We start from the raw sequence: 23,669 nt of genomic DNA, 5'->3' as shown, positions 1-23,669 counted from the left end.
GTCTTCCGATGTCGAATGCCTCCGATTCATCGCTCGCGGAATTGATCGTTCGTGCCAGAAACGGGGATGCCGACGCACGTGACCAACTGTTCGCGCGGTGCCGGGGTTATGTCGGCGTGATCGCGGAAGCTCAGGTCGAGAGTTGGCTACAAAGACGGGTCGACTCCTCAGATATTGTGCAGCAGACGATGCTGGACGCCCATCGGGATTTCGACCAATTCCAAGGTCAATCGGAAGGCGAATGGTTAGCTTGGCTGAAACAGATTCTCAAGCACAATACGCAAGACATTGTTCGCCACTATCGCGGCACCCTAAAACGCCAACAGCATCGCGAGGTGAGTTGGAACCGTAGGCAGCCAAATAATTCTCATCAGTCCGGACCGGATCCTGCCGTCTCGGATCGAAGCCCGTCTCAGGCTGCAATCCGAAATGAAATGGAATTGCAATTAGCCGATGCCGTCTCGCGGTTGCCGAACGATTATCGGGAAGTCATCATCTTGCGGAATCTTCAACGTCTGCCGTTCGATCAAATCGCCAACCACTTAGGTCGATCCCGATCCGCCACGCAGATGTTGTGGACCCGAGCAGTGCAGAAACTCCGAGATCACTTGCGAGACAATGACCAATCCCAACCCGAATGAAGACGCCCCTACGGAACTGGAATCCGAAGCTGTCGAGAAGCAACTGTTTGACGCGCTCGATGCTTACGTGAACGCCTTGCATACCCGTGACGGCGACAGTATGCAGGCGGTCGTCACCGATCATCCGGACGCGCGGGAACTCTTCGACTGTTTGCAACAGTTGGAAAATTTCGCAGGGGACGATCATCCCCGATCCGAGCCCAGTGGTGAGACATCGGCTTCCACAATTTTGTGGAATTCCAGCGATTCGATGGAATTTCAGAATGTGACGGAGCAGCGTCCAGACGACCTCCCCGAGTCCCAACAGTTCGGCCGATATTGGCTGATCGAAGAACTGGGACGTGGCGGGATGGGTGTTGTCCACAAGGCGTGGCAGAGTGATTTGGATCGGTTCGTCGCCATCAAAATGATTCTGCATAGCCATCTAGCATCGGCTGACCAAATCCGACGTTTCTATGCCGAAGCGCGGTCGGCGGGACGACTTCGGCATCCGAATATCGTCGGAATTCACGAAGTCGGCGAAGTCGCGGGCCAACCGTTTTTCGCAATGGACTACATCGAGGGGAGAAGCCTCACGCAACTGATCGAGGACAAACCGCTCCCCTTCGACGAGGCCGCTGCCATTGTCGCCGACGTTGCCAAGGCTGTGCAATTTCTGCACGACAACGACATTCTCCATCGCGATCTGAAACCCTCGAATATTCTTCTCGATCAAAACGGTACGCCGTTCGTTACCGACTTCGGACTGGCGAAGATGCTGTCCGATTCCAGTGATAGCGGCCAAACTCAAAGTGGTACGATTATTGGCACGCCGAGTTACATGGCTCCCGAGCAAGCTGCCGGTCGGATGTCGCTAATTTCATCCCGAAGCGATGTTTATAGTCTCGGTGCAATTCTTTACGAACTGCTCTGCGGTCGCCCGCCATTCAAACAAGAGAATGTCTTGGACACACTCGTCGATGTGCTCGAAGGCGAACCGACATTATTGTGTCAACTTTGCCGAGATGTGCCCGACGAACTTCAAGTGATCTGTCACCGGTGTCTCGAAAAGGACCCGACAGCACGGTTCGAGTCCGCTGGGCAGTTGGCCGAGGAGCTTGAACGCTACTTGCGACGCGAGCCGATACACTCGAAAAGTTCGGGCTTCGTATCACGTGTGAAACGTTGGGTCCGACGTGAACCTGCGTTGGCGGCTCGGTGGGTTGGCGTCGTGTTGGCATTGATTGTGTTACAGATCAATTATTGGTTCGCCGACGATATTCCCGTCTCACGACACGCCTGGATTATGGGCGTGCTGGGATTCTGGGGAGTGTCCTCGCTTGTTTTCCAGAAGATGATGCATCGGGATCACCTTGCCGACGTCACACGTTTTCTGTGGTCGGGCACGGAGGTGGTGTTACTGACGTTGATTCTTTCGGCGACGCAAGGACCGTACGGTCCGTTGTTAGTCGCGTATCCGGCGCTTGTGACGTGTTCGGGGTTGTTCTTTCGAGTTCGTTTGGTCCTGTTCACGACGATCATGGCTGTGCTGGGCGTCATCGCTTTGCTAATGGTCCGCCCGGATGCCGCTCCGGTCCATTTGCACTACACGGTGATCTTTGTGTTCGCGACATTGTTGCAGGGGTGCATGGTCGCGTTTCAGGTCTACCGCGTGCGAATCCTCAGTCGGCATTTCGATCACCGTCGTTTGTAACGCATCCGCACTACTCATCGGAAATCTCTCGCGGATCGACCGCCCGATGTTCATTGGCGGATCGGTAACACGCATCGACTAAGGCCATCGTGCGGAGGTTGTCACGACCGTTCAACATTGGCTTTTGATCGCTGGCTATCGCAGTGAGCAAGTCCGCCATCGGTCCGATGAACGCATCCGGAAACCAGACTTCGTTCCATCGTGGTTTCCACCATTGGCCTGGTTGTCGGTTCGTGACGAAATCGAGCGTGCTAGGTTGTCGATCGGGGTAGGCGGGCCAACCGATCGTGCCCCGGGCCAGTCCTTCGGTTCCATCGATTCGCCAGTGAATGCCGATGTCGTTCAAGTCGGCGTCGGTTGCAGAATCGAAGTTGGGGCCGGACCAGACATTGTCCCAACTCGAAACACGGAGTCCGTTCGCATATTCCAAAATATACATCGCGATTCCGTCCGAATGTTCGAAACGCTGCTGGGTACGCGGGTCCGGTCGCACGCTGGCAAAAACACGTTCCGGCTCGCCGAACCAATACCGGAACGTATCGAGATGGTGGATGCTCATAATTCTTAGCGTCACCCAGCCTTGTCGTTTTTGCCAGGGCATCCAGTGGGGGATCGCACGCATGTCGAAAGTTGCGACAACCGGTTCCCCGATGTCCCCGCGTTCAAGCAGGTGTTTCATCGCACGAACAGAATGGTCGAACCGCATATTCTGATTGACCGCCAACCGAATGCCCGCGTCCTCACAACGCGTGACCAATTCCGACGCCTCTGCATAATTTCGCCCGAGCGGCTTCTGTGCCAAGATTCCTTTGAGATGGCGTCCACGTTTGGCCGCCGCCCGAATGATCTTTGGCTGGATGTCCGGTGGAACCGCGATATCGAGCACTTCGATCGCGGAGTCATCGAGCAACTGCTCGTATGAGTCATAGACAAGTGGAATCCCATGTCGATCAGCAACATCTTGGGCTTTGTGGGCGTTTCGCGAGCAGATCGCAACAGGTTGCAGCCCGTGTTGTCGGTACGCGACAAGGTGACAGTCAGCCATGATAAACCCCGCACCGATGCAACCAATCTTCACATCCTCAAATGGCGGAAGTTCGGGGAGATGGCCAAGGTAGAGAAAATCCGCAGGCAGACGGAGCACGGCAAACCTTTAAAGATCGGGAAACTTGAGGCGAAACGATAAAAAAACCGAGAAAGTTCGATTTTGCTGCGTTCAGATCGTTTGATCGGAATAACCGGCAAACTTTGCCTCAATTCACATCGAAAAACAACCGATACGAGAGATGAGATTAGGTCCGGTTTATGGACTTCTGTGCTCTTATTTTACGGGACGATGGTCTCGATTGACATCATGCCGGCACAGAACCCGTAACGGTTGAACGAAAATGCTCTAGGAGGCTGGCTCGTGCCGCACTATCGCAGTTCCGCAATGCGGTGGATGACGATTGTTTTGGTCGCATCCAGTATGCTCGCTGTCAATGCCACGCGGGTCGCCGCGGAGACACCGGCAACCCAATCATGGGATGAGAAGAACGCCACCCTGCGATTCTTCAATGCCGATTGGACGCACATTCTTGGCAAATTGGCCGAGCAAACCGGCTCGACGCTCGTCATGCACGAGACGCCACGTGGTCGACTCACGCGGACAGACCACGAGAAGTATACGCGTGATGAAGCCATTAAGATTCTGAACGTCGAACTCCAAGAGCAGAACTTCCGTATTCTGCAAAAAGACCAATTCTTGATGGTCGTCCATCATGAGTCGGCTCGGACTCGCTACCGCCCACGAGTCAAGACTGACTCGTTGACGGCGAAGGAAGTGCCGCCACGCGAAATTGTTCCCCCAAAACATCGCGGACGCAGCGTCTCGACGATCCGTCCTCGTCGGGAAGAAACCAAAGTTCCCGAGCCACGACGGATTCAAACGGCATCGGCGGTCGACACGCCGATCGAAAACCCGGTTGTCGAGCAACCGAAACCGCTACCTCGGCAATTCCGAACGCAAACAATCCGAGTGCAGAATACCGCTCGGGACGTTGCGAAGCCATTGTACGATGCGTTGAAATCGCGTGCGAAACTCAGCGATAACGGCCCGAACGGACTGCCGTCCTTCGAAGTCTTCGAGTCCGCTGAGAATCAACAACTTCAATTCGCGGTCGGTATCGATGTCGATCGCAACGAACTTGTGGTGAAGGCAGCCGACACCGCGATCGAACCACTGCAACGCATGTTGAACGTTCTGGATAATCCAGAATTCGGCAAGACATTCCGTATTGTCGCGGACCCGGCTGCCAGCCGCATCGGTCGACAATTGGCACCGCAATTGGGGCGAATGAGCCAACTCCAATCGCGGACACAGCAAGTCGACCAAGTCGCTGCACTTTGGCAACAACCGGGCAACGAACCAAGCCAACGAGAAAATCCGCCTGCTGAAATTCACCGTCCTCCCGCTCAGGGTATCGTACGGACGGATCAAATGAATGCCGAAGACATCAGCGATATGGTCGGACGGTTACGTGGCGATGTCACGATTGAGTCCGTCCCTGACCTGGGCGTGATGATTCTCCGTGGGAATCAGGCTGACGTCGATGCAGTCATGAAGATCATCCGCGACATCGAACTCCGTAGCCGCGGAACCACGCCGGATGTCCGTTTGCTTCTGCTGCAACATGTCAACTCGACGGCATTGTCGCAATTGTTGTCCACCGTTTACGAACGCTTGGCCACCTTGCGTGATCGCACGGGTGACGTTCGACAACGCGTCGGTTTCATTCCAATCATGCGACCGAATGCCGTCTTGATTATCGCCCCGGAAGTCGACATGGAATCGATTCTGACTCTGGCCGACGAACTCGACAAACCTGTCGATCCAAACACCGAAATTGAAGTCTTCCGCTTGGAACACGCGATTGCCGCTCAGGTGGCAACGCAACTTCAGACCTTCTATGAACAGCAAGCCACACAAGGTGGCAATAACAACAATGCGGAAGCGACCACACCGCAACTCAGTCAGCGAATTCGGGTGCTACCGGACGTGCGGACGAACTCGGTGATCGTGCAAGCTCGCCCGAATGACCTTGCAGAAATCGCTCTCGTGATTCGCAAGATCGACCGTGACTTTTCGGCGGCGATCAACAAGATGCAAATCTTCCCGCTCAAACATGCGATTGCGGATGAGTTGGCGGAAACCATTAACTTGGCCATCTCCAGCGTCTTGAATCCGGCCTTGGCTAACACCGGGCAAACTGGAAACATCGGTGGCGGTCAACAGAATGTGCCGCAAGAACTTCGAGACGTGAAGTCGGTCGTGCTGGAATTCTTGACGGATTCCAACGGCGAGATGAAAACGACACGCAGCGGACTCCTCGCCAGCATTACGGTGACAGCGGACTTGCGTTCGAACTCGCTGTTGGTGTCGGCCCCAGAGCAAACCATGATCCTGATGAAAGAACTCATCGGCGCACTGGATAAACCTTCGCCGACTGTTGCGGAAATCAAGGTGTTCACGCTCGCAAATAGTGATGCCGCGACCATGGCGACGTTGTTGGAAACGCTGTTCGAGCCTTCCGACGATGCCGATCAGGGCGGTATTCAAGTTGCCGGTGCGGAAGACGCCAGTAGTGGCTTGGTGCCGCTACGGTTCTCGATCGATCCGCGAACAAACAGCGTGATTGCCGTCGGTGGAGCTGATGCGTTGCAGATCGTGGAAGCGATTTTGCTGCGACTTGACGAAACCGATGTCCGTCAACGGGAAACCATCGTCGTCAAACTGCGGAACGCACCTGCGATTGATGTCGCCAACGCGATCAATCAGTTCCTGCAAGGTCAACGGGACTTGTTGCAAATCGATCCTGAGTTGATCAGTACCACAGAATTGCTCGAACGCGAAATCATCGTGGTTCCAGAAGCCATCAGCAACAGTCTGCTGATCTCGGCGACTCCACGATACTTCGAAGAGATTCAACGCCTCGTTGCCGAGTTGGACCAAACACCGCCGCAGGTTGTGATTCAGGCCATGTTGGTCGAGGTCCAATTGGACAACACCGACGAATTCGGCGTGGAACTGGGTTTTCAAGACGACGTGTTGTTTAGCCGGTCAGCAGCTGTGTTGGATCAGCTTAGCACCATTAGTCAGACTGTGACTTCACCAAACGGTGTGCAGACCACGAACCAACGAATTCTGTCGCAGCCGATTTCTCCGGGTTACAACTTCAATAACAACCAAGCACTTGGCAATAACGTCGCCGGGAACTTCGACACGATGACCGGGGCAACTGGCCTCACCAATCCGTCGAGCGTCGGCGAACAGGGTTTGTCGAACTTCTCGCTGGGCCGCGTCAACGGAGACCTCGGTTTCGGTGGTCTAGTCCTTTCGGCGAGTTCGTCGGAAGTCAGCGTGCTGATCCGAGCATTGGCGGCTCGTCGTCAAGTTCACATTCTTAGCCGTCCGCAAATTCGGACTCTCGACAACCAAATCGCGGAAATCCAAGTCGGTCAGCAAGTGCCTCGGATCAACGGGTTCACGACCTTCGGGGCCTTGGGAACACCAGTGCCGACCACTGAATTCGTCGATACCGGGATCATTCTGACGGTGACGCCTCGAATCAACGTCGAAGGCAACATCGTGATGGATATCTCCGCTGTCAAAAGTACCTTGACCGCTCAGGGCGTGCCGTTGATCGCAGACCCGACAACCGGTGCTGTGATTGAATCGCCGATCATCGACATCACAACCGCACGGGCAACCGTCGGTGTGCCGAACGGCCAAACGGTGGTGCTCGGTGGGATGATTACCAAGAACGATGATACGATCGAACGGAAAGTCCCATGGTTGGGTGACATCCCAATTCTTGGCCAAGCCTTCCGCTACGATTCAACACGCACACGCCGAACAGAACTGTTGATCTTCCTCACCCCACGCGTCATTCATAACGATGCCGACAGCGAGCTGATCAAACAAGTCGAATCCGAGCGATTGCACTTCATCGAAAGTGAAGCAGAGAAAGTCCATGGACCGCTCTATGCGATCCCCGGGGAAGTCGCTGCTCCGGAAGCCGGTGTCGATACCTATCTGAATGACATCTACGAACCGGAATCCGGTAACTACCGACCAGGCATGTCCGAAGGAGTGACGCCGGTCACGCCGATTAATCCTCCACAGCCGGCTCTGCCCGGAGCCCCGGCTCCAGAGCCGATGTATCCGGAAGAAGCCAGCGTACCGACGACGCGGGTCCCGACCGAAGGGTACCAGCAAACGTCGAAGGTCGAACCGGCCGGGTTTAGTGTCAAGAGGGGCAAGTAATCGTTCATCACGATGCTTCCCGCGGAAAGAATGATGGCATGCCCATAACGAATCCTGGGCATGCCGTCCCAAACTTTGAATCTTGTACCCTCTGATTTCTTTAGTCCACTTCGAGCGAGAAAAGCCATGAGTTCACGGCTTGCCTGTTTGATGGTTGTTGGCTTGCTGAGCGTCTCCGGTTGCGGCGGGGGAAGTTCGATTCGCCAGTGGTTTGGCGGACCTCGGGAATTTCCAAAAGCCACGGCCGAAAACCCGGCGGTGGAAGTCGTTTCCGTCTGGCAACCAGCTGAGGGAACCGGTATCAATGGCTTGCCGACACGCGGCTTTGCCGGGCAGGTGATGTTCTTCACCCGAACCTCCGCCGAACCGGTCCAAGTCGAGGGCGACATCCGCATTTATGTCTTCGATGACACGGGATCGGTCGAAGAACGCAAGAAGCCAATTCACCAATTCGATTTCACGCCCGAAGCCTGGAACACGCACATCACCGATGGCACACTCGGAGCGAGCTACAACGTCTTCATTCCGTACACGAAAGACAACCCCTACCAGACCCGTTGCACGTTGCGAGTACGGATTCAGCAGCCGAACAAACCGCCAGTGTTTTCAGAGTCCATCGCTGTCACGCTGCCGGGACCGTTGCCGAAGGAAGAAATTCAACGCGAGGCTACGCCTCAGTCGTTCACGATGAAAAAATCGACCGTGCCGATCAATCCAAGTCGCGAAGACTACGAAGCCGCTGTTCAGCAAGCAAGTCACCAAGCGAAACAACTCACGACGGCCGACTTGAGCGACGACCATTTCTCTGACGAAGAGATGGCCGCCATTCAGGAGAAGCTCCAAGAGATTCGCAAGGCTCGTGTCGAGAGTCGACAAGTTCCGCAACAAAACTCAGCAGCCAACATGTTTGCGGATCGTCCGGAGACAGTGATGTCACCAGAAGCACCGTCATCGAAGCGGTTCCGTCTTGGCCCCGCTCCCGGTGCCACGACCGATCAAAACGCAACACCCGAACCGTTGCATCACCGCTTCGAACAAGACTTCCGACCGATTCCCACCAAAACAGGCTCCGGACAGGCGGCGAATTTGTTTAACTGACCGTCTGACGAGACAAAATCGGAACTTCATGAGGCTTCCGGCCAACCCGGAAGCCTTTTTTGTTTTCCGTCAATCACCAGACCGGCATTCGAATCGCAAGCGGGAGCGAGTCACCGCGAAACTTGCCGCCACCGCAGATTTTCCCCTCCGAAGCACACCAATCGTGGTTACAATGGTGTGTCCGTAGAATAATCCACGTGGAGGGATGCAGATGCGACGTGCCGGTCGGTTGTTGTCCGTAGCAATTGCAAGCTGTTTCGGAATTAGTTTCGTTTCAGGCGAATGTTCCGCGCAGTCGCTGTTCGGGTCTTCGAGTACTCGAACGACCAACACAGGAAGTGCCAGCGGGTTCGGTGGAACGACATCGAGCTTCGGTGGCACGACTGCGGGTGGTGCTGCCGGCGCGGGTGGTGCAGGGGGCCAGGCAGGACTTCAAGCTGGTTCGTTGGCCGGGAACGGAAATGTGCCCGGTGTGAACAACATCGGGTTACAGGGCGGACTGAGCCAGTTCGGAAGCGATGTGGGTTCGACCTTCACTGGCGGTGGCAATACGACCGGTGGGTTTGTCGGAAACCGAATGGCCGGGCAAAGCATGAACGCGCAAACGCCGGTCTTCAGCTTTCCCGGTGGTGGCAATGCGAATCGGTTCACACCACGAAACAACGCTGGTGCAGGAAATGAACGAGTTATTCGCCCGCGACAGAAAATCGCCTTCGATTACGATCCCCCCGCCCCGACAGTCATTCGCACCGCAGTCACGCAACAGTATCGTCAGTTGCAAACCCGACGACCTGGCTTAGAAGGCGTGACCATCGAAATCGGCGAAGGTCATGCTGCCGTCCTTACGGGCACCGTCCCCGACGAAAACTCGCGTAAACTCGCCGCAGCATTGGCTCGACTGGAACCTGGGATTCGTTCGATTAAGAACGAATTGAAGGTCGCACCGCAATAGAGTCGATTACAGTCCGGCAAATGACGATCACTGTGCCGGAACGTGTAGTTGCAAGCTATCGACCGATGGTCGGGCTTGTGTCGTCCTGCCTGACGGTTGCCAGCCAAGCTCACCCGAAGTGGCAGAACCACTTGGTGATGACATGCCCGGAGCTTCGGCAAACGGGGGACACTCTAACGGGGCCTCGGAAACTGCAAACGGCGGAGCTTCGGCGTATTGCTCGCCTTGAATCTGCCGAACACCACTTCCCATCCGCTGCGGATTCGTGCGAGCCAAATGTTCGCCCATATCGTATTGGGGCACATTCGGGATGTTGGGCAATTCCCACATCGAGGATGGCAAGTGCGATGGGTTGACGTTGATTTCGTTCAGTTCGATCGTCAGTTCCATCTTCGTCAACGGGAATTCGAGTTCCACACGGTGTGGCATGATCACGCCGGAGGGTTCGCGACGGTGATCGCTGAGGGACGCTTTCGCGACCAAATGGGCGGCACCGTCATACAAACTGTGTCCGAGGATAATGCCCAAATTGCGATCGACCAACAATTCGCGACGAACCGTTTGCCCCGACGGCAACGCCTCTTCCATGACAAAATTCACGATGTTCGGCGAAGGCCCGGGTTGCTGCAGTTTGATCTTCGCAGGATCGATTTCCCTCACCCCCAGAGCTTCCATAATCCAATCCGGTTGAAACGGAATTGGTAGACGTTCGGAAACCGCGGGCAGGTGTTCATGTCGGGCTGTGAACAGGTACGGATCGCCACGCCGAATCCAAAACCAGAACTGTTCGGAGTTCGATCCAAAATCGGCTTCTTCACTGCCAAGAACCGATGCCCGCATGCGGAAGTTTCGTGTCCGTTCGACCGCGATGATGGCCGAGAGAGACAACTTCACCGGCAACATGGGTGCTTTGGTAGAGACTTGTGCATCTAGACAACTCCATGAATGGAGCTGGCGAATATTGGCATTCAGGTGTTCGATCAAGTCGCCTTGCGAAAGATCGGGCTGGATCGGTGTAAGAACCTGTTGACGGGTGGGAAATCGGTTGCAACCACAGACGCACACGCACATCCATAGGCACCACACCATCGCAACGCGTCGAGTTGCGCGTTCTTCCGAACGGCTTTTCACGCCGCCGTGTTCGGCTGTCATGATTGGTGAGTGCATCCGTGCCTCTCCAGAGTCAACAATGTTCGGATTCGTTCGCGAACCGCTCGATCGGCACGAAACGCCAATCAATCGTCTTCCGCCTCGATCTGAGTCGTCAATTCATCTTCGAGCGCCTGAATTTCTTCGGGTCGTAATTGAAGATCCTTCATCAAAAACGGCCCTTCGCCCTGACTTCCATACAATTCCAACATGATGGGCCCATCTTCATCCGTGGAGCCTTCCAACCGCAGTCGACGCTTCTGTAGCAGCATTAATGCAACCACATACCGAAACTTCTCCTGGGCCTGGTTACAGTCTTCACTCAAGGTCTCGAAGAACTCGAATAACGACTCTGTATCCAACGGCCTCCGTTTCACTTGTGATACGGGAACCGTGCATTGCCAATACCCAATTGCGTCTTCCGGCGGACCATTCCAACCATCGGCAGAATAGTCGCGACGAACCGTTTCGCCGTTCTCATCGATTAAGATTGAATGGCATACCGCCCCGGGTGCCAGTGGCTTGCCCGTCCCGGCACAAGTCTTTCCAATCGATTTTACGCGATAGTTCATGGGCGAATGCGAGATACGCGACGTGAAATGGCGGCGAATCCTAACGCAGCCCGAGATTTCCAACAAGACCGATCCCGAAGGTGTCCCCGATCCGCGAATGAGGAACCGATCTTGGTGCTCGTGGTTGAATTCAGGGCCACCGGACGGGTAGCACAAAGATACGGTCGCGTCCACGACAAAAGGTAACCAGAGCGTCGCCGTCGCCGCTGATACCGAGTCCGCCAACGTCGTCTTTACGCAAATCGAGCTCAAGCAATTCCTGAGTCGCTTCGATTTGGAACATTTTTAAGACGCCTTTAGCATCGATGGTCGCCAGTGTGCGTCCGTTCGGACTGAACAAACCGCCGCGGATGGCGAGAGCATGGGTATTGAAGGTATGAACCTGACGAAAATCGCTGGTCGTCCACAACACAATCGTCCCGTCCTCGCTGGTCGTGACGAGGTGCTGGCCGTCAGGGGTCACGTCAAGCCAACGAACGACCTGGCTATGGACGTCATCGAACCCGATATTGACTCCCTCCACGAGATCACGCGCATAAACACGCGCCCCTGATGCATAGATAAGGAACCGACCATCCGGCGTGAAACACGCCTCGTTGCCAGGACCGGAGTCCTCATGACTCCACAACGACTCGCCTGATGAAACGTCTAACAAATGAAGGCGACCAGGACTTTTGGAATCCGGACACTCTGTGTAAACCAAAAATCGGCCATCGGGTGAAAACGTGCGGACGAAACCAAAGTTCCATTCTTTGTATGGGATGACGCGTACGGATTCGTCAGCCGTATTCCACACGCGCAATTCTCCCTGATCGCTACTAGCGGCGAACTGGTTCCCGTCTCGTGAGACGGCAACACGCAGCCAGTCTCCTTTCTTGGTCTCGATCGGCTCCCACACATCGGGTTCATTCAGGTTGACCCGATATACGCCGTCGATGCACGCCACAATGCCCTGATTCGCGCCGATCGGCCGCATGTGGTTAATGTCACGCCCGTCGGCGGAAATCAATCGATGGGACTGCACTGCCACTAGTTCGGAGACCTTAAGCTCCCCGTCTTCGCCTCCAGTCCAAAGACGTGATTGTCCTTTTTCAATCGAGGAAGCAAAAATACGGTCTCGATGACCCGCCCACGATTTGAGGGATGCCGGCTTAAATTCGTCACTCTCTGGATTGAGTTTGATTTTCCAAAGTCTCACAACACCGACCGGATCGGCAGAGATCAAGTGAGAGCTATCCGGCGCGAATTCCAGGCGCTGCACAGGATCCGGCGTAAGGAGGACTGTCTGTAAGTCCCAATCCGTCGTACCGCGTACGATGATCCGTCCCGATCTCGAACCAATGGCCAACATGCGATTATCATGCGAGAACGAAACCGATAGAATTTGTTCGGGAGGGCCGGGACGGATTTGAAACATGTACTGATTCGTTTCGAGATCCCAAAGCCGGACGTAGTGATCGGCACCAGCGGTGGCGAGCCATTTCCCATTCGGCGAAATCGCAATCGCTTCGACCCGCCCCACATGTTTTTCAAAGGTGGCCTCTTGTTGCCATGTCTCTGTATTCCATCGAATGACTTGCGAGTCTGCCCCGCAACTCACCATGGACTTTCCATCAGGAGTGAAGGCCAGCCCGAAAACTTGCCTTTCATGGGCTTCAAGGACTTTAATCGGCTTCCGAGTGCTGAGATCAAAGACTTTGATCGTTCCGTCGTCTCCCGCGGAAACGAGTTGTTTCCCGTCAGGCGAATACACCACGCAGTTGACTTCCACCTGACCGGAATCAATCACGCCCTCCACGGCCATGGTTTCGCAATTGACAAACCGAATTGATCCGTCAGCCGTCGAGACGGCGATCTCATTCTTCGTGGGCGACTGGGCAATCCAGTAGATTGCGGAATCCAAGGTCATAGCGGTCCGTGACGGAACACTAATCATACGATCAAGATAGTACCATTCTAGCCCGCGTAGATCGGTGAGTTTCTCGGAACCGATATGCCGATCGAGGAGGGTTCGTGCTTGCCGAATCTCGCCGTCTCGCCATGAACGAGCCGCGAGTTGCATGTCCGATGCATACGACATTCGCCGAGCCTGTAAGGCAAACTCCTTAGCGGCCTTCTCGCTTTCCTCCGCACGATCCTGAGCCTTCGACGCATCATCGAGTGCGTTCTCCAAATCCTCCGTCACGGTCAACAGACTCGCATTGACTTTCCCTAATTGCCGAACGTGGAAACCCAATCCGAGTACACCGAACCACAAAGCGAGTACGATCGTTAGCAACATTGCAGCGGCGGAAGGACGTCGTTTCGCCCACCGCCAAGCGAGCACGATCGAACTCGTCGGACGTGCAGCAATGGCTTCGCCGTTACAAAATCGAATCAGATCGTCGTGCAGTTCCGACGCTTTCGCGTACCGATCTTGCGGACGTTTCTCAAGACACTTCAGACAGATGGCTTGCAAATCGCGTGGAATCGACGGAACGATTCGGCGGGGAGAAACGGGTGACTCGTCGACGATCTTTCGCAACGTGTCCGACAAGTTTTCCCCTTGGAACGGAAGCTGGCCGGTGAGCATCTGATAGAGCATGACACCCAACGCGAACAAATCCGTGTGGGCACCGACAGCTTGCTGTTGCACCTGTTCGGGAGACATATACGCCACGGTTCCCTTGATGACGCCGGTCGCTGTCTGTTGCTGTTCCTCCAAGTTGATGATCTTTGCCAAACCGAAATCCGTAATTTGCGGTCGAAACGGCAAATTGCCTGAGGGTGTGTCGAAGTCGATGAGGATATTGGTTGGTTTCAGATCACGGTGAATAATGTTCGAGAGATGCGCATGCTGCACCGCGTCCGCCAAAACCGCGATGATGCGTGCGATGGTCTCGAATGGCACGGGGTGGCTTTGGTCGTTAAACCACTCCTCCAGCGTGACCCCCGACGTGTACGCCGCCGCCATGAAGCAGACGCCGTCAATTTCGCCAGCTTCATATACCGAGACGATATTCGGATGCTGCAATGCCCCGGCGGCCTGGGCTTCTCCAAGAAACGAGTCTCGACGATTCTCGTTGGTGAGCGCATGATGTCGGGGCAATTTGAGTGCCACCGTCCGCCCAATGACTGTGTCCGTGGCTAGATACACAACGCCATGTGCACCTTCGCCAAGCTTTTTTATCAATCGAAACCGGCCTAACGACTCGCGAACAGGCTCTTCGAGAAACTCGGGTTCTTGGAATTCGTAATCATCCTCTCGCAACTTACCGGCCTCGATTAACCGGGTGCGTACGAATTCCCAATCGCGACCGTTTGCCTTCACTTCTGGACTCTGCTGACATTCAGAAAGTACCCGCAGATCGTCGCTTTCACACAGACGTTCCAAAGTCTGATTGCAAGTCGGACAAGTTTCGAGATGACTACTGAGATGCGAATCGATCGAGTCGAACGGAGACTTTTCTAAAAATTCCTTCCATTCGTCTTTCGTGAGACAGGCATCCATCACGACTCGTCCTTCGGCGGCGTATTCGGAAACGGAAATTGATCTTCAGACAGCCGTTGAACTTCGGCTTCCAACCGTCTCAAGACCCGATATTTCACCTGATAGACCCAGGCACGTGTCTTACCGTATTCCATTGCGATGTCCGCGGGCGGGCGTGAATCTTCCCAGATTTTCTGAAAGACGGCAAACTCATCGGGAAAGTCTTCTTTGATCCGCTCCGAAGCTAACTCGTAGATTCGCCGGTTGATTTCGTCGTCCCACTCGCTGCCGGCATTTTCGCTCGATAAGTCGAGAAGATGATCGGCCAGTCCCCCGCCGACCGCATTGGCTCGCTTCTGCCCCCGCGTGATCATCCGACGGATTTCGTTGCGAGTAATTCGATACAACCAACTACGAAACTGCCCCCGAGCGCGGTCATATTCGAACCGACCGATCGCTCGATATACCCGAACAAAAACATCCTGCGTGACACTCTGGGCATCGGCCGACTGTAGGCCCGCACGCAAACACCGTCCGTAAACAACAGGGCCATACAGTTCGACAAATTCGAACCAGGCATCCTGATTACAGCTTGTGTGTTCACTCGTTTGCTTTAACTTGAGTAGCAACGACTCGCGAGTACTCAGCGGCATCGGGCAGAACGTTTTCTATTGGCTTTCATTTCGGTTTCGACGAAAAAAGCTAGTTAGGTTTCCAGTTACCGATTTCGAGGAGACTCAATAAACAGATCGTGATTCGATGATAAACGCGGACATCTCAACGCGAAAATCTGGCTATTGCTCCGTTTGTTCGAGGAATTTTGGGGTCGTTTTCCAGGCACCGGAGTGCACCCATTCCGCAAGCGGTTTTCGCTCCCGTGGCTGTTGCTCCTGTTTCTGCACGTCTTCGGAGACCCCGCTCAGGTCGTCACTTTGATAGCCAATCGCCCAAGCGGCGACCGGTTCGTAACCTTCCGGAATTTGCAAAACAGTGCGAGCTTGGGAAGCGTTGAACCCGGCCATTCCATGACAGAAAAGCCCCATTGCAGTAGCTTGAAGACACAACGACGCAGTCGCCAAACCGACATCATGCCAGGCATGTTGATTGGGCTTCCCATTGCGGGCGAACCGCGTCGAGGCCACAGAGAGCATCAGCACTGGGGCTGTCTTGGCCCAACCTTGGTTGAACTCGACCAGACACTCGAGCAGTTTTTGATACTCCTCCGGTTGATCTTTGGTGGCGACAAAGAAATGCCAAGGTTGTTCGTTATATGAAGAAGCCGCCCAGCGAGCCGCTTCCAGCAAGCTGCCCAATTGAGCAACTTCAACCTTCCGGTCTGAGAACACTCGCGGACTCCAGCGGTCCCGGATGAGTTCGTGAACTGGTTGCGAAGTATCGGCAGGTTTCTCGATCACGCGTCCTACCTTTTGAGAACTGTGTCAAACGACCAGAAACAGAACACGGGAACGAGTTGTCACTACGTTCCCTTTGTTCTGTAAACAATTCTAGCCAAAACGCTTACTCGCCGTCCAACCCTTTTGCGAGTTTTCCGAGCGCTTCGTTTTCGATTTGCCGAACGCGTTCACGAGTGAGTCCCAACGTTTCGCCAATCTCTTTCAGCGTTCGTGGTTCGGAATCGTCAAGTCCGAACCGCATCCGCAAGATGGTGGCTTCCCGTTCGTCCATGTCTTCCAACATCTGAAAGACGTGTTTAATGTTATCGCTTTCGATCAGTTCCGACTCCGGACCCTTCGCCCGATCGTCCGCCAACATCTCACCCAACGACCACCCACTTTCGGAATGATCCGACTGAGGTGTGGAGTTGTAAAGCTGAATCGCTTTCTTGACGATCTTCAGCTTCTTCTTCGGCAGACCGAGCACCTTGGCGACTTCCTCGGGAGTCGGGGTCCGGCCGGTCTTATCTTGCAATTGAGCCGTCGCCCGTCGCCACTTTGTCAGCAGTTCGACCATGTAAGCCGGAATGCGAATCGTCTTGGCGGAGTTCACCAAGGCTCGCTTAATTGACTGCTTGATCCAGTAACTGGCGTACGTACTGAAGCGGGTATTCATCGTCGGGTCGAAACCCTCGACGGCCCGCAATAGGCCCAAGTTGCCTTCTTCGATCAAATCTTGCAGAGGCAGTCCTTTCCCTGTGTAGGCTCTAGCAATGTTAACAACCAACCGCAGGTTTGCACGAACCATACGGTCGCGGGCTTCCTTGTCCCCGGCGGAAATTTGTCTGGAGAGTTCCTTCTCTTCCCGAGCACTCAGTAAAGCCGTCTCGTTGATCTCCCGGAGGTAGGTCTCCAAAGGGGATTGAACGGCCGACGAAGAGCGACGACGCGAAGTTTTCTGCATAACAGGTGGGTCTTCGTGTTGAGGAGCGGGATGGTCGAAAGCGAGTCCGTGCTGTATATATTCAAACTGGTGCACCCCGGTGGATGGACCAAATAAACCACATATCGCCGTGAGCGGAGTCATTCGCTGATCTCACAGGGATAAGCCGACCATCAAGTGATCGGCAACGTGGTTGATGAATGAGTTCAAGCGACGTTACCCCATTCATCGTCGAAAACTCCGCGCGCCCTGGAAACAAAGACCACGCAATTCAGGCAATTTCCAGAGGGCCGGGCAACTAGGGGAAACGTACCGTTTGCAGCGACTTTAACGGCATGCGGCGGAAGCATTCTCGCTATGTGATCTTATGCACGTAGAAAATGCTGGTGAGCCACTGTTCCACCACCGCGGCCGATGTTCTCCGATTCGGAGTCAGCTTTAACGCACTGGCGAGTTATGCGGGTTCTTCGGTTGATGACAGATTTGCGGAGATAGCACGTCAGGCGAACAGACGTCGCGACCGATGCCTCACTTGATTCCCGATTTTGCCGATCCGTGCAAGAACTCATGGTTCGCTCGTGAACTCAGCCGGCTTGTCGAACGAACGGAATTCGTGCCCGTAACTGGCCGGAAGTGCGTCGTACCACTTTCGAAAGCTCAAGTTGCTGGTTTGTCGCTTCCTCAGCGACTACAACAGGAATCTCCAACTTCCCGGAAACGAAGAAACCGATGGCGATGCGGAAGAGAATTGACAACGAAGCCTCACGCAGTACCAGCAGAGAGGTAAACGGGGCGGGTGTGACGAAGTCCGGGTAATGAAAGCGTTCGTCATCAACAATTTAATACCCGTAGAGCAACGCTCTATCTCTTAAATTGGCATCGCGTGCGTAATGATTGGGCGACTGAGTTCTTGTGATAAATGCCAGGCGAAAGGCGATTGAGATTTCATGGGATGGGCGTTGATTCGAAAGCAGTGGTTTCTTGCGAGTTTGCTAGTTGTCATCCCCGCCGGAATTGGTTTGGGATTGCAAATGACGGTGGCCGACTGGCAGTCAGTGACGGAAGGACTACCGGCATCGGTGGTCAGTCTCATGGGGCTCTACTCACGTCTTGCGACGGCAGCAATTCTCTTTCTGATGTCGTTCAGTCTGGAAAGCCGACGACTCGGTGCGGCGGTTCGCTCGCCAATGCCGACCGTCTTGGCGATCCTAATCAATTACGCGGCCATTCCGTTGCTGGCGATCCCCCTTGCGAAACTCCAACTCACCACCGATTTCGCGATCGGACTTGCAATCACCGCCAGTGTGCCGTGCACGATGGCTGCGGCGTCCGTCTGGACACGCAAAGCTGGCGGGAACGACGCAATCTCCTTGATGGTAACCATGGTTACGAACGGAATCTGCTTCGTCGTAACGCCGTTTTGGATCGCCATTCTGGTCGGCAAAGCCATCGACCTTGATGCCGCCAGCATGATGTGGCGACTGGCGTTGTCGGTTTTGCTTCCCTGTTTCATCGGCCAGTTGATGCGGATCGGAAAGTCGCCCCGCGAGTGGGCCACACGCAATAAAACCCAACTGGGAGTTGTGGCTCAACTTCTGATTTTGAGCCTGATCTTTCTGGCGTCTGTCGGCGGTGGACAGACCTTGAACTCAAGTGGAAGCGGCGCAGGGGTTGGGGCAATCGTTCTCGTCTGGCTCACCGGGATCGGATTGCACCTTGTCGCCATGGGAGTTGCCTGGATTGCGAGCACCGCGTTGCGTTTCGAAACGGATGACACAAAGGCCGTCATATTCGCGGCCAGCCAAAAGACGCTTCCGATCGGCGTGTTGATTGCAACGGATCCGGCGATGTTAGGAAACCCGAATCTTCTTGGCAACGGAATTGGAGTTCCGTTTGCGGTCTTCCCGATTCTCATGTTTCACGCTTCGCAATTATTCATCGACACCGCAGTCGCTGGCTACTTGGCAAAAAAAGAAACCGTTGTCGTTCCACAGTGAACGACAACGGTGAGATCAAAACCACAGAGAGACATTATAAAACCACCGAGGCACCGTCTTTACGGTTTCGGAAGCTTGATATCGAGTTTGTCGTAGTTGGGATCGCGGAAAACGCTGTAGAATCGCATTCCAAACCCGCGTTTCAACTCATATTCCGCTCGTCGCTCCCACGGTGTACCGGGGTGATTTTTAATGACATCGGCATACATCTCGCGAGCAAATGTTTCTTGCTCTTCGACATATTTCAAGTACTCTTCGCGTTCCATACTAAGACCGAACGCTGCTTTGAGACGTTTGAACTGAGCATCGTCCGCGACAATCATCTTCGGCGTTCGGCCGACGTTCCAACGATTGTGATTCTTCTTCGCGGGTTCGGGCATATTGTTGGCATGGGCGTCCATCGCCAACAGGTACTGGAATAATCGCACGCGATACGCGAGACATTCGGCGTAGGCGAGATCGTAGGCGGCTCGCCAGCGGTCGGAGTCTTCTTTCGCTCGCAGTTTTTGAACGCCTTCGAGTAAGCCGATTCCGGTGTTCAACAACGCCATCGCGCGGGCTGCCTTCTGAACTTCCTTGGCGGCTTCCTGACGAAAACCAGCCACGTCGAGTGGGTACCAGTGCTCCCGAATATTCAAGTTCGGATCGTACGCAGGTAGCAACCCTTTCTCGACCGCATCCTTATTCGGATTCAACCGAGCAATCACATCGAAGATAGTTTTTCGAAAGTCGCTGCGTTGGCGTTCGGCCGCGTATTCCCGTCGTGGTAAGAGAAGCGGCGTGTAGCGTTTCATGTCCAAGAAATCGAACTTCCGCTTGTCGTTCGCACCCGCCCCCGTCAGGTCTTCCTCTTCGCCTGGCAACACGAAGAAGATCCCGCCGGATTCTTTACAGATACGAACCTGTTCGTAAGGCCCGAACCCACTTTTGAAGGCGTCCCAACGGCTATGCAGTCCGTCCCACTGCAGACATTCCGGGAACGCAGTTTCCGGCCCGCGGCGGATTTGCAACCAATGCCACAAATTGTATTTCGGGTCTTGCCAACGAATACGTGCGTAGGGATATCCGAAAGTCGCCTCTCGCCCCAGGATGTAAATCGGGCTTTTGATTTTCTTCGCTCGTGCGACGATTTCCTCGACACCCATCCCATCGTCACCGGATTCGTCCGAGACCACAACGACAACCAACCGACGCTTCTGCCGCACAGCACGAGGGCCGTACTGCTCCATCGTCTGCACGACCGCTTGCGACAGATTCTCGAAACCACTTTCATCGATTTTGATCTTGTCGATGGCTTCGCGAATTTTCTTCACGTCGGTTGTCGGTTCCGGTGTGAGGTAGCTCACGTTCTGACCAAACGCACCGATCACGGTATGCAACACTTCGTCTTGGGCACGGATTTTTTCATCCTGCTTTTGAACCAAGCCTAATTCTTCGTAGACCTGATGGAAATTCGCTGCGATCTCTTTTTGGTCATCCTTCATGCTGTCGGACTGGTCGAATAACCATACCACCAGCACTTTTTGTTCACGCATGATCCGGGTCAGCTCTTGTGTCAACCGGCTCAGGGCTGCCCCATAACCTTCAACGATTGCGCCAATCTCCCCGGTGACTTCGCCTTCGCCAAGGTCCATGGCGACTTCACCTTCGCCAGGTCGGGTGATGTCACCAGGATTGACCTCGATTTGCGGGTCTTCGAGTAACTTATCGATTTCCACGTTTTGAGTGGCCGCGGAAACAGGGCTGGCGGCAGCACCGACTGCTCCGGTGACGGCACCTCCGGCAACAACATTCATGCTGTCCGCAGGAGTCGGATTCAGTTCAAGCTCTTGCGTGTATTCTTCTTCGGTTCGATCTTCGTTTAACACGGACTCAACGACGATTTCCTCCTGCTGATCGTCAAGCGATTGTTTGATGAGAAACAAACCGAAGAGCAAGATGCCGTGAAAGACGATCGACACACCGACAGATGAGAATGTCGAGGCGTTAGGAGCTTTGGACATTGCATTCCCTTAGGCCACGCCGATCGTTGAGTCCTTCTCGATCGTGGGCTAATTCAAATTCGCTGGGGTGGATTCCGCCAAACCATCCGTGACAGAGTTTTTGGAGAGGCGTCGTTGCCGTTATTTAATAGGCCAATTAGAGAGCAGGCCGAACCCGTTTTTTCTGAGCCGCCTTCTTTTTCATTTCGTTCTTTTTCTCTTCTTCATCTGCAAACTGCGGTCCATCGGGATTGTTGTTGCCACCACGATTGGCGGGAGCCAAATTGACGGCGAACTCTTGCCAGTCCCAACCCAGTTCTTGACTGAGTTCACGCTCGGCTAATTCCGCCCAAGGTGTTCCCGGATGCTCGTCGATAACGCGGGTTAGGTATTCCTTGGCTTTCTTTGCCAGCTTCTTGACGCTTGGACCTCCCAAAATATCTGCAGCCGGGACCAATCGCCAGTGGTTGCTGCCCTTCTTTTCGAAGCTCTTTGGGGTGGATTTCATATCCGCCAGCACGACGTTGTATCCGTAAGCTCGGACTCGCATCGCGAGCACACGTCCCATAGCGAGATCGTAGGCGGCACGCCAGCGTGGCGAGACGAGTTTTTCCCGATCCTTCTCACCACGTTCGAGCATCGATTGCATCTGCTGTAGATTGAAGTCAAAGACCGCGGCCGGTTCTTGAGCCGCTGTCGCCTGCTGCCGGAGGACCGTGTCGGTATCGGCCCGAAACACAAGTTGCGGCGACACAATTCGGTCAACATTGGTCTTTCGAGCGGTCATCACCAAAGCGCCTTTGGCTGCGTTGCTGACAAGCTCTTTTTCGTACTCGCGGATCGGGCCATAGTCTGGCGTGTAGCTTCTCATCACCGAGAAATCGAACTGCGGACCACGGACACTATCTTCAGCGACCAAGTACAACCCACCGGTTTCCGCACATAGCCGAGTCAATGCGTAAGGGCCATAACCGGACGACATCTGGTCAAGGTCACGACCACGTCCGCCCCAGAACCCCAGGTTCAAACGCTCCATTGCGACCGACTCGGGACCTGCATCGATCGGAAGATACTCTTCGCCGCCGTCCTCGTATTTCCAGAGGACGTATCCCTTTTCACGTCCAAAGGGAGCCGCATTCCCGACGCAATAGCATCGGACACCAACTCGCCGAGCGGTTTGCACGGTTTGTTCCAACAGCTCGAAATCGTCTCCCCGTTCGTCTGTTACAACGATGACCATCATGTTTCGTCGCAACTTCGTCCGATACGACCGCCATTTGTTGATCACCTGGCCGACAGCACCGAACACATTTTCGGTCGGTGTACCATCAGATTTAATTTTGCGAATGGCTTTGACAATCTCGCCGACATCATCGACCGGTTCCGGCGTGATAAAGTTCGTGCTGCTGCCGAAACTCACGACGGCAGTTTGCAATGCCCGCCCGGAATCGACATCCAACTGACCAAGTTGCTTGTAAACGTTCTCGAAGCGATCGGCAATTTCGTCGCGTCGAGCTTGTTGTGACAGCGAGGCATCGAAGACCCACACAACGAGCGTTTTACGATCTCGCAGTGAACCGGCAATTTCGGCTGTCAGGCGGTCCATCGAACCTTCCACACCACCCACGTAATCCGTCGCTCCGGTTGTGTCGATCGTATCCACGAACTCGGTCTGCTCTGGTGATGCAACCATGTCGAGTTGTGGCTGCTGAACCGAGACCAACTCCTGATCGATCTCCTTTTCGAGTTGCTCTTGCGGATCGGAGTTAGCTTGCGTCTTCGCCGCCTGCGACGGACTCAACGTATTCATCAGACTATCAGAACCAAGTTGATCCGTAATCGTTGGGTCGAAAACGAATTCATCCGGGATCACGTCTTCGTCGCTCATGGCAGTGTCGATCACAGTTTCCTCATCTTGAGGCATATAAAGCGTGATCGAATAGAGGAACAGCAACAGACCGACGTGCAAAACGCAGCTAATTGCCCATGACGGCAATTCCATCAGACTCGAAAATTGCGATTTCGAGTCCCCAGGTGCCGCGGATGCATTTTGAGGATTGGGAGCAGCAAAACTCACCGAATTCTCCTTTGTATGGTGGGGTCGAGGGATGCACCAGCATCACCCCGAATGGGCAGGACACGGTCTAAACGCTGTACTCATGCCGAGCATCTCGGGAGGGGTCCGTGATACGTACGTCGGCGTGAAAGATCTCTTGACGCAATATTAGACTACCAAAATTCCACGAAAATGTCCACGAATTTCCATTTTTCGCAGGATTTCACTACTTATATTACCCAGCAAATCGCCAGACTGTTCGTTGGAAAATTCTCGTTGAACACAGAAACAGCAAATCGAACGGATTCTACGACCTTCAACGCCAGATTCGAGCAATCCGGGTGACTGGAGCCGAATTCATCGTCGCCATGCGGGACATATCGCCGATAATCTATGTGACCGATTGGCAACGCATCTG

Annotated in this window: 15 protein-coding genes; 6 read left to right on the top strand and 9 right to left on the bottom strand. The window is 54.4% G+C overall.

All coding sequences use genetic code 11. The annotated features are described in order from the left end of the window. Positions 1-8 precede the first annotated feature (8 nt). Together AC5DDB_RS15585 and AC5DDB_RS15580 are read left to right on the top strand one after the other, a co-directional pair. On the top strand, positions 9-641 hold the full coding sequence (locus tag AC5DDB_RS15585; protein ID WP_491740661.1) for a sigma-70 family RNA polymerase sigma factor: 633 nt from the start codon (positions 9-11) through the stop codon (positions 639-641). After that, entirely contained in the window at positions 619-2,334 is a 1,716-nt protein-coding gene (locus AC5DDB_RS15580) for a serine/threonine-protein kinase (RefSeq protein ID WP_491740660.1), read from the top strand. The genes AC5DDB_RS15585 and AC5DDB_RS15580 overlap by 23 nt, the downstream gene beginning before the upstream one ends. A gap of 10 nt (positions 2,335-2,344) precedes the next feature. On the opposite strand, the gene AC5DDB_RS15575 is transcribed toward AC5DDB_RS15580, so the two are convergent. Then, positions 2,345-3,478, bottom strand: coding sequence for a Gfo/Idh/MocA family protein (locus AC5DDB_RS15575; protein WP_491740659.1), 1,134 nt, complete (start codon positions 3,476-3,478; stop codon positions 2,345-2,347). A gap of 264 nt (positions 3,479-3,742) precedes the next feature. Between AC5DDB_RS15575 and AC5DDB_RS15570 the strand changes: the two genes are divergently transcribed. The 3 genes from AC5DDB_RS15570 to AC5DDB_RS15560 all read left to right on the top strand — a co-directional run bounded on the left by AC5DDB_RS15570 (position 3,743) and on the right by AC5DDB_RS15560 (position 9,689). Then, a complete protein-coding gene (locus tag AC5DDB_RS15570; RefSeq protein WP_491740658.1) occupies positions 3,743-7,639 on the top strand; it encodes a secretin N-terminal domain-containing protein in 3,897 nt (1,298 codons plus the stop codon). A gap of 126 nt (positions 7,640-7,765) precedes the next feature. Then, on the top strand, positions 7,766-8,737 hold the full coding sequence (locus AC5DDB_RS15565; RefSeq protein WP_491740657.1) for a hypothetical protein: 972 nt from the start codon (positions 7,766-7,768) through the stop codon (positions 8,735-8,737). Positions 8,738-8,948: 211 nt separating this feature from the next. Beyond that, complete coding sequence (locus AC5DDB_RS15560; protein ID WP_491740656.1) at positions 8,949-9,689, top strand: BON domain-containing protein; 741 nt, start codon at positions 8,949-8,951, stop codon at positions 9,687-9,689. Between the two features lie 27 nt (positions 9,690-9,716). Here AC5DDB_RS15560 and AC5DDB_RS15555 read toward each other — a convergent pair whose 3' ends face one another. The 6 genes from AC5DDB_RS15555 to AC5DDB_RS15530 form a co-directional block, all read right to left on the bottom strand. Continuing rightward, on the bottom strand, positions 9,717-10,856 hold the full coding sequence (locus AC5DDB_RS15555; RefSeq protein WP_491740655.1) for a hypothetical protein: 1,140 nt from the start codon (positions 10,854-10,856) through the stop codon (positions 9,717-9,719). Positions 10,857-10,924: 68 nt separating this feature from the next. After that, positions 10,925-11,410 (bottom strand): hypothetical protein, encoded by a 486-nt coding sequence (locus tag AC5DDB_RS15550; protein ID WP_491740654.1) that lies wholly within the window; start codon positions 11,408-11,410, stop codon positions 10,925-10,927. Positions 11,411-11,540: 130 nt separating this feature from the next. Then, positions 11,541-14,900, bottom strand: coding sequence for a protein kinase domain-containing protein (locus AC5DDB_RS15545; RefSeq protein WP_491740653.1), 3,360 nt, complete (start codon positions 14,898-14,900; stop codon positions 11,541-11,543). Beyond that, complete coding sequence (locus AC5DDB_RS15540) at positions 14,900-15,532, bottom strand: RNA polymerase sigma factor (protein ID WP_491740652.1); 633 nt, start codon at positions 15,530-15,532, stop codon at positions 14,900-14,902. Before AC5DDB_RS15540 ends, AC5DDB_RS15545 begins: the two co-directional genes overlap by 1 nt. 141 nt (positions 15,533-15,673) lie before the next feature. Continuing rightward, positions 15,674-16,291: a nitroreductase family protein gene (locus AC5DDB_RS15535; protein WP_491740736.1), complete on the bottom strand. Its 618-nt coding sequence runs from the start codon at positions 16,289-16,291 to the stop codon at positions 15,674-15,676. A 106-nt stretch (positions 16,292-16,397) separates the two neighbouring features. Further along, complete coding sequence (locus tag AC5DDB_RS15530; RefSeq protein ID WP_491740651.1) at positions 16,398-17,237, bottom strand: sigma-70 family RNA polymerase sigma factor; 840 nt, start codon at positions 17,235-17,237, stop codon at positions 16,398-16,400. Positions 17,238-18,163: 926 nt separating this feature from the next. On the opposite strand from AC5DDB_RS15530, the gene AC5DDB_RS15525 reads away from it, so the two are divergent. After that, positions 18,164-19,213, top strand: coding sequence for a bile acid:sodium symporter (locus tag AC5DDB_RS15525; RefSeq protein WP_491740650.1), 1,050 nt, complete (start codon positions 18,164-18,166; stop codon positions 19,211-19,213). 59 nt (positions 19,214-19,272) lie between these two features. On the opposite strand, the gene AC5DDB_RS15520 is transcribed toward AC5DDB_RS15525, so the two are convergent. Then, positions 19,273-21,216 (bottom strand): vWA domain-containing protein, encoded by a 1,944-nt coding sequence (locus AC5DDB_RS15520; protein ID WP_491740649.1) that lies wholly within the window; start codon positions 21,214-21,216, stop codon positions 19,273-19,275. 136 nt (positions 21,217-21,352) lie between these two features. Then, entirely contained in the window at positions 21,353-23,272 is a 1,920-nt protein-coding gene (locus tag AC5DDB_RS15515) for a vWA domain-containing protein (RefSeq protein WP_491740648.1), read from the bottom strand. Positions 23,273-23,669 lie beyond the last annotated feature (397 nt).

It is taken from the genome of Thalassoroseus sp. (assembly GCF_984380535.1).
Note: the sequence above shows the minus strand (reverse complement) of the source record. Positions and strands in the feature narration are given on the sequence as shown.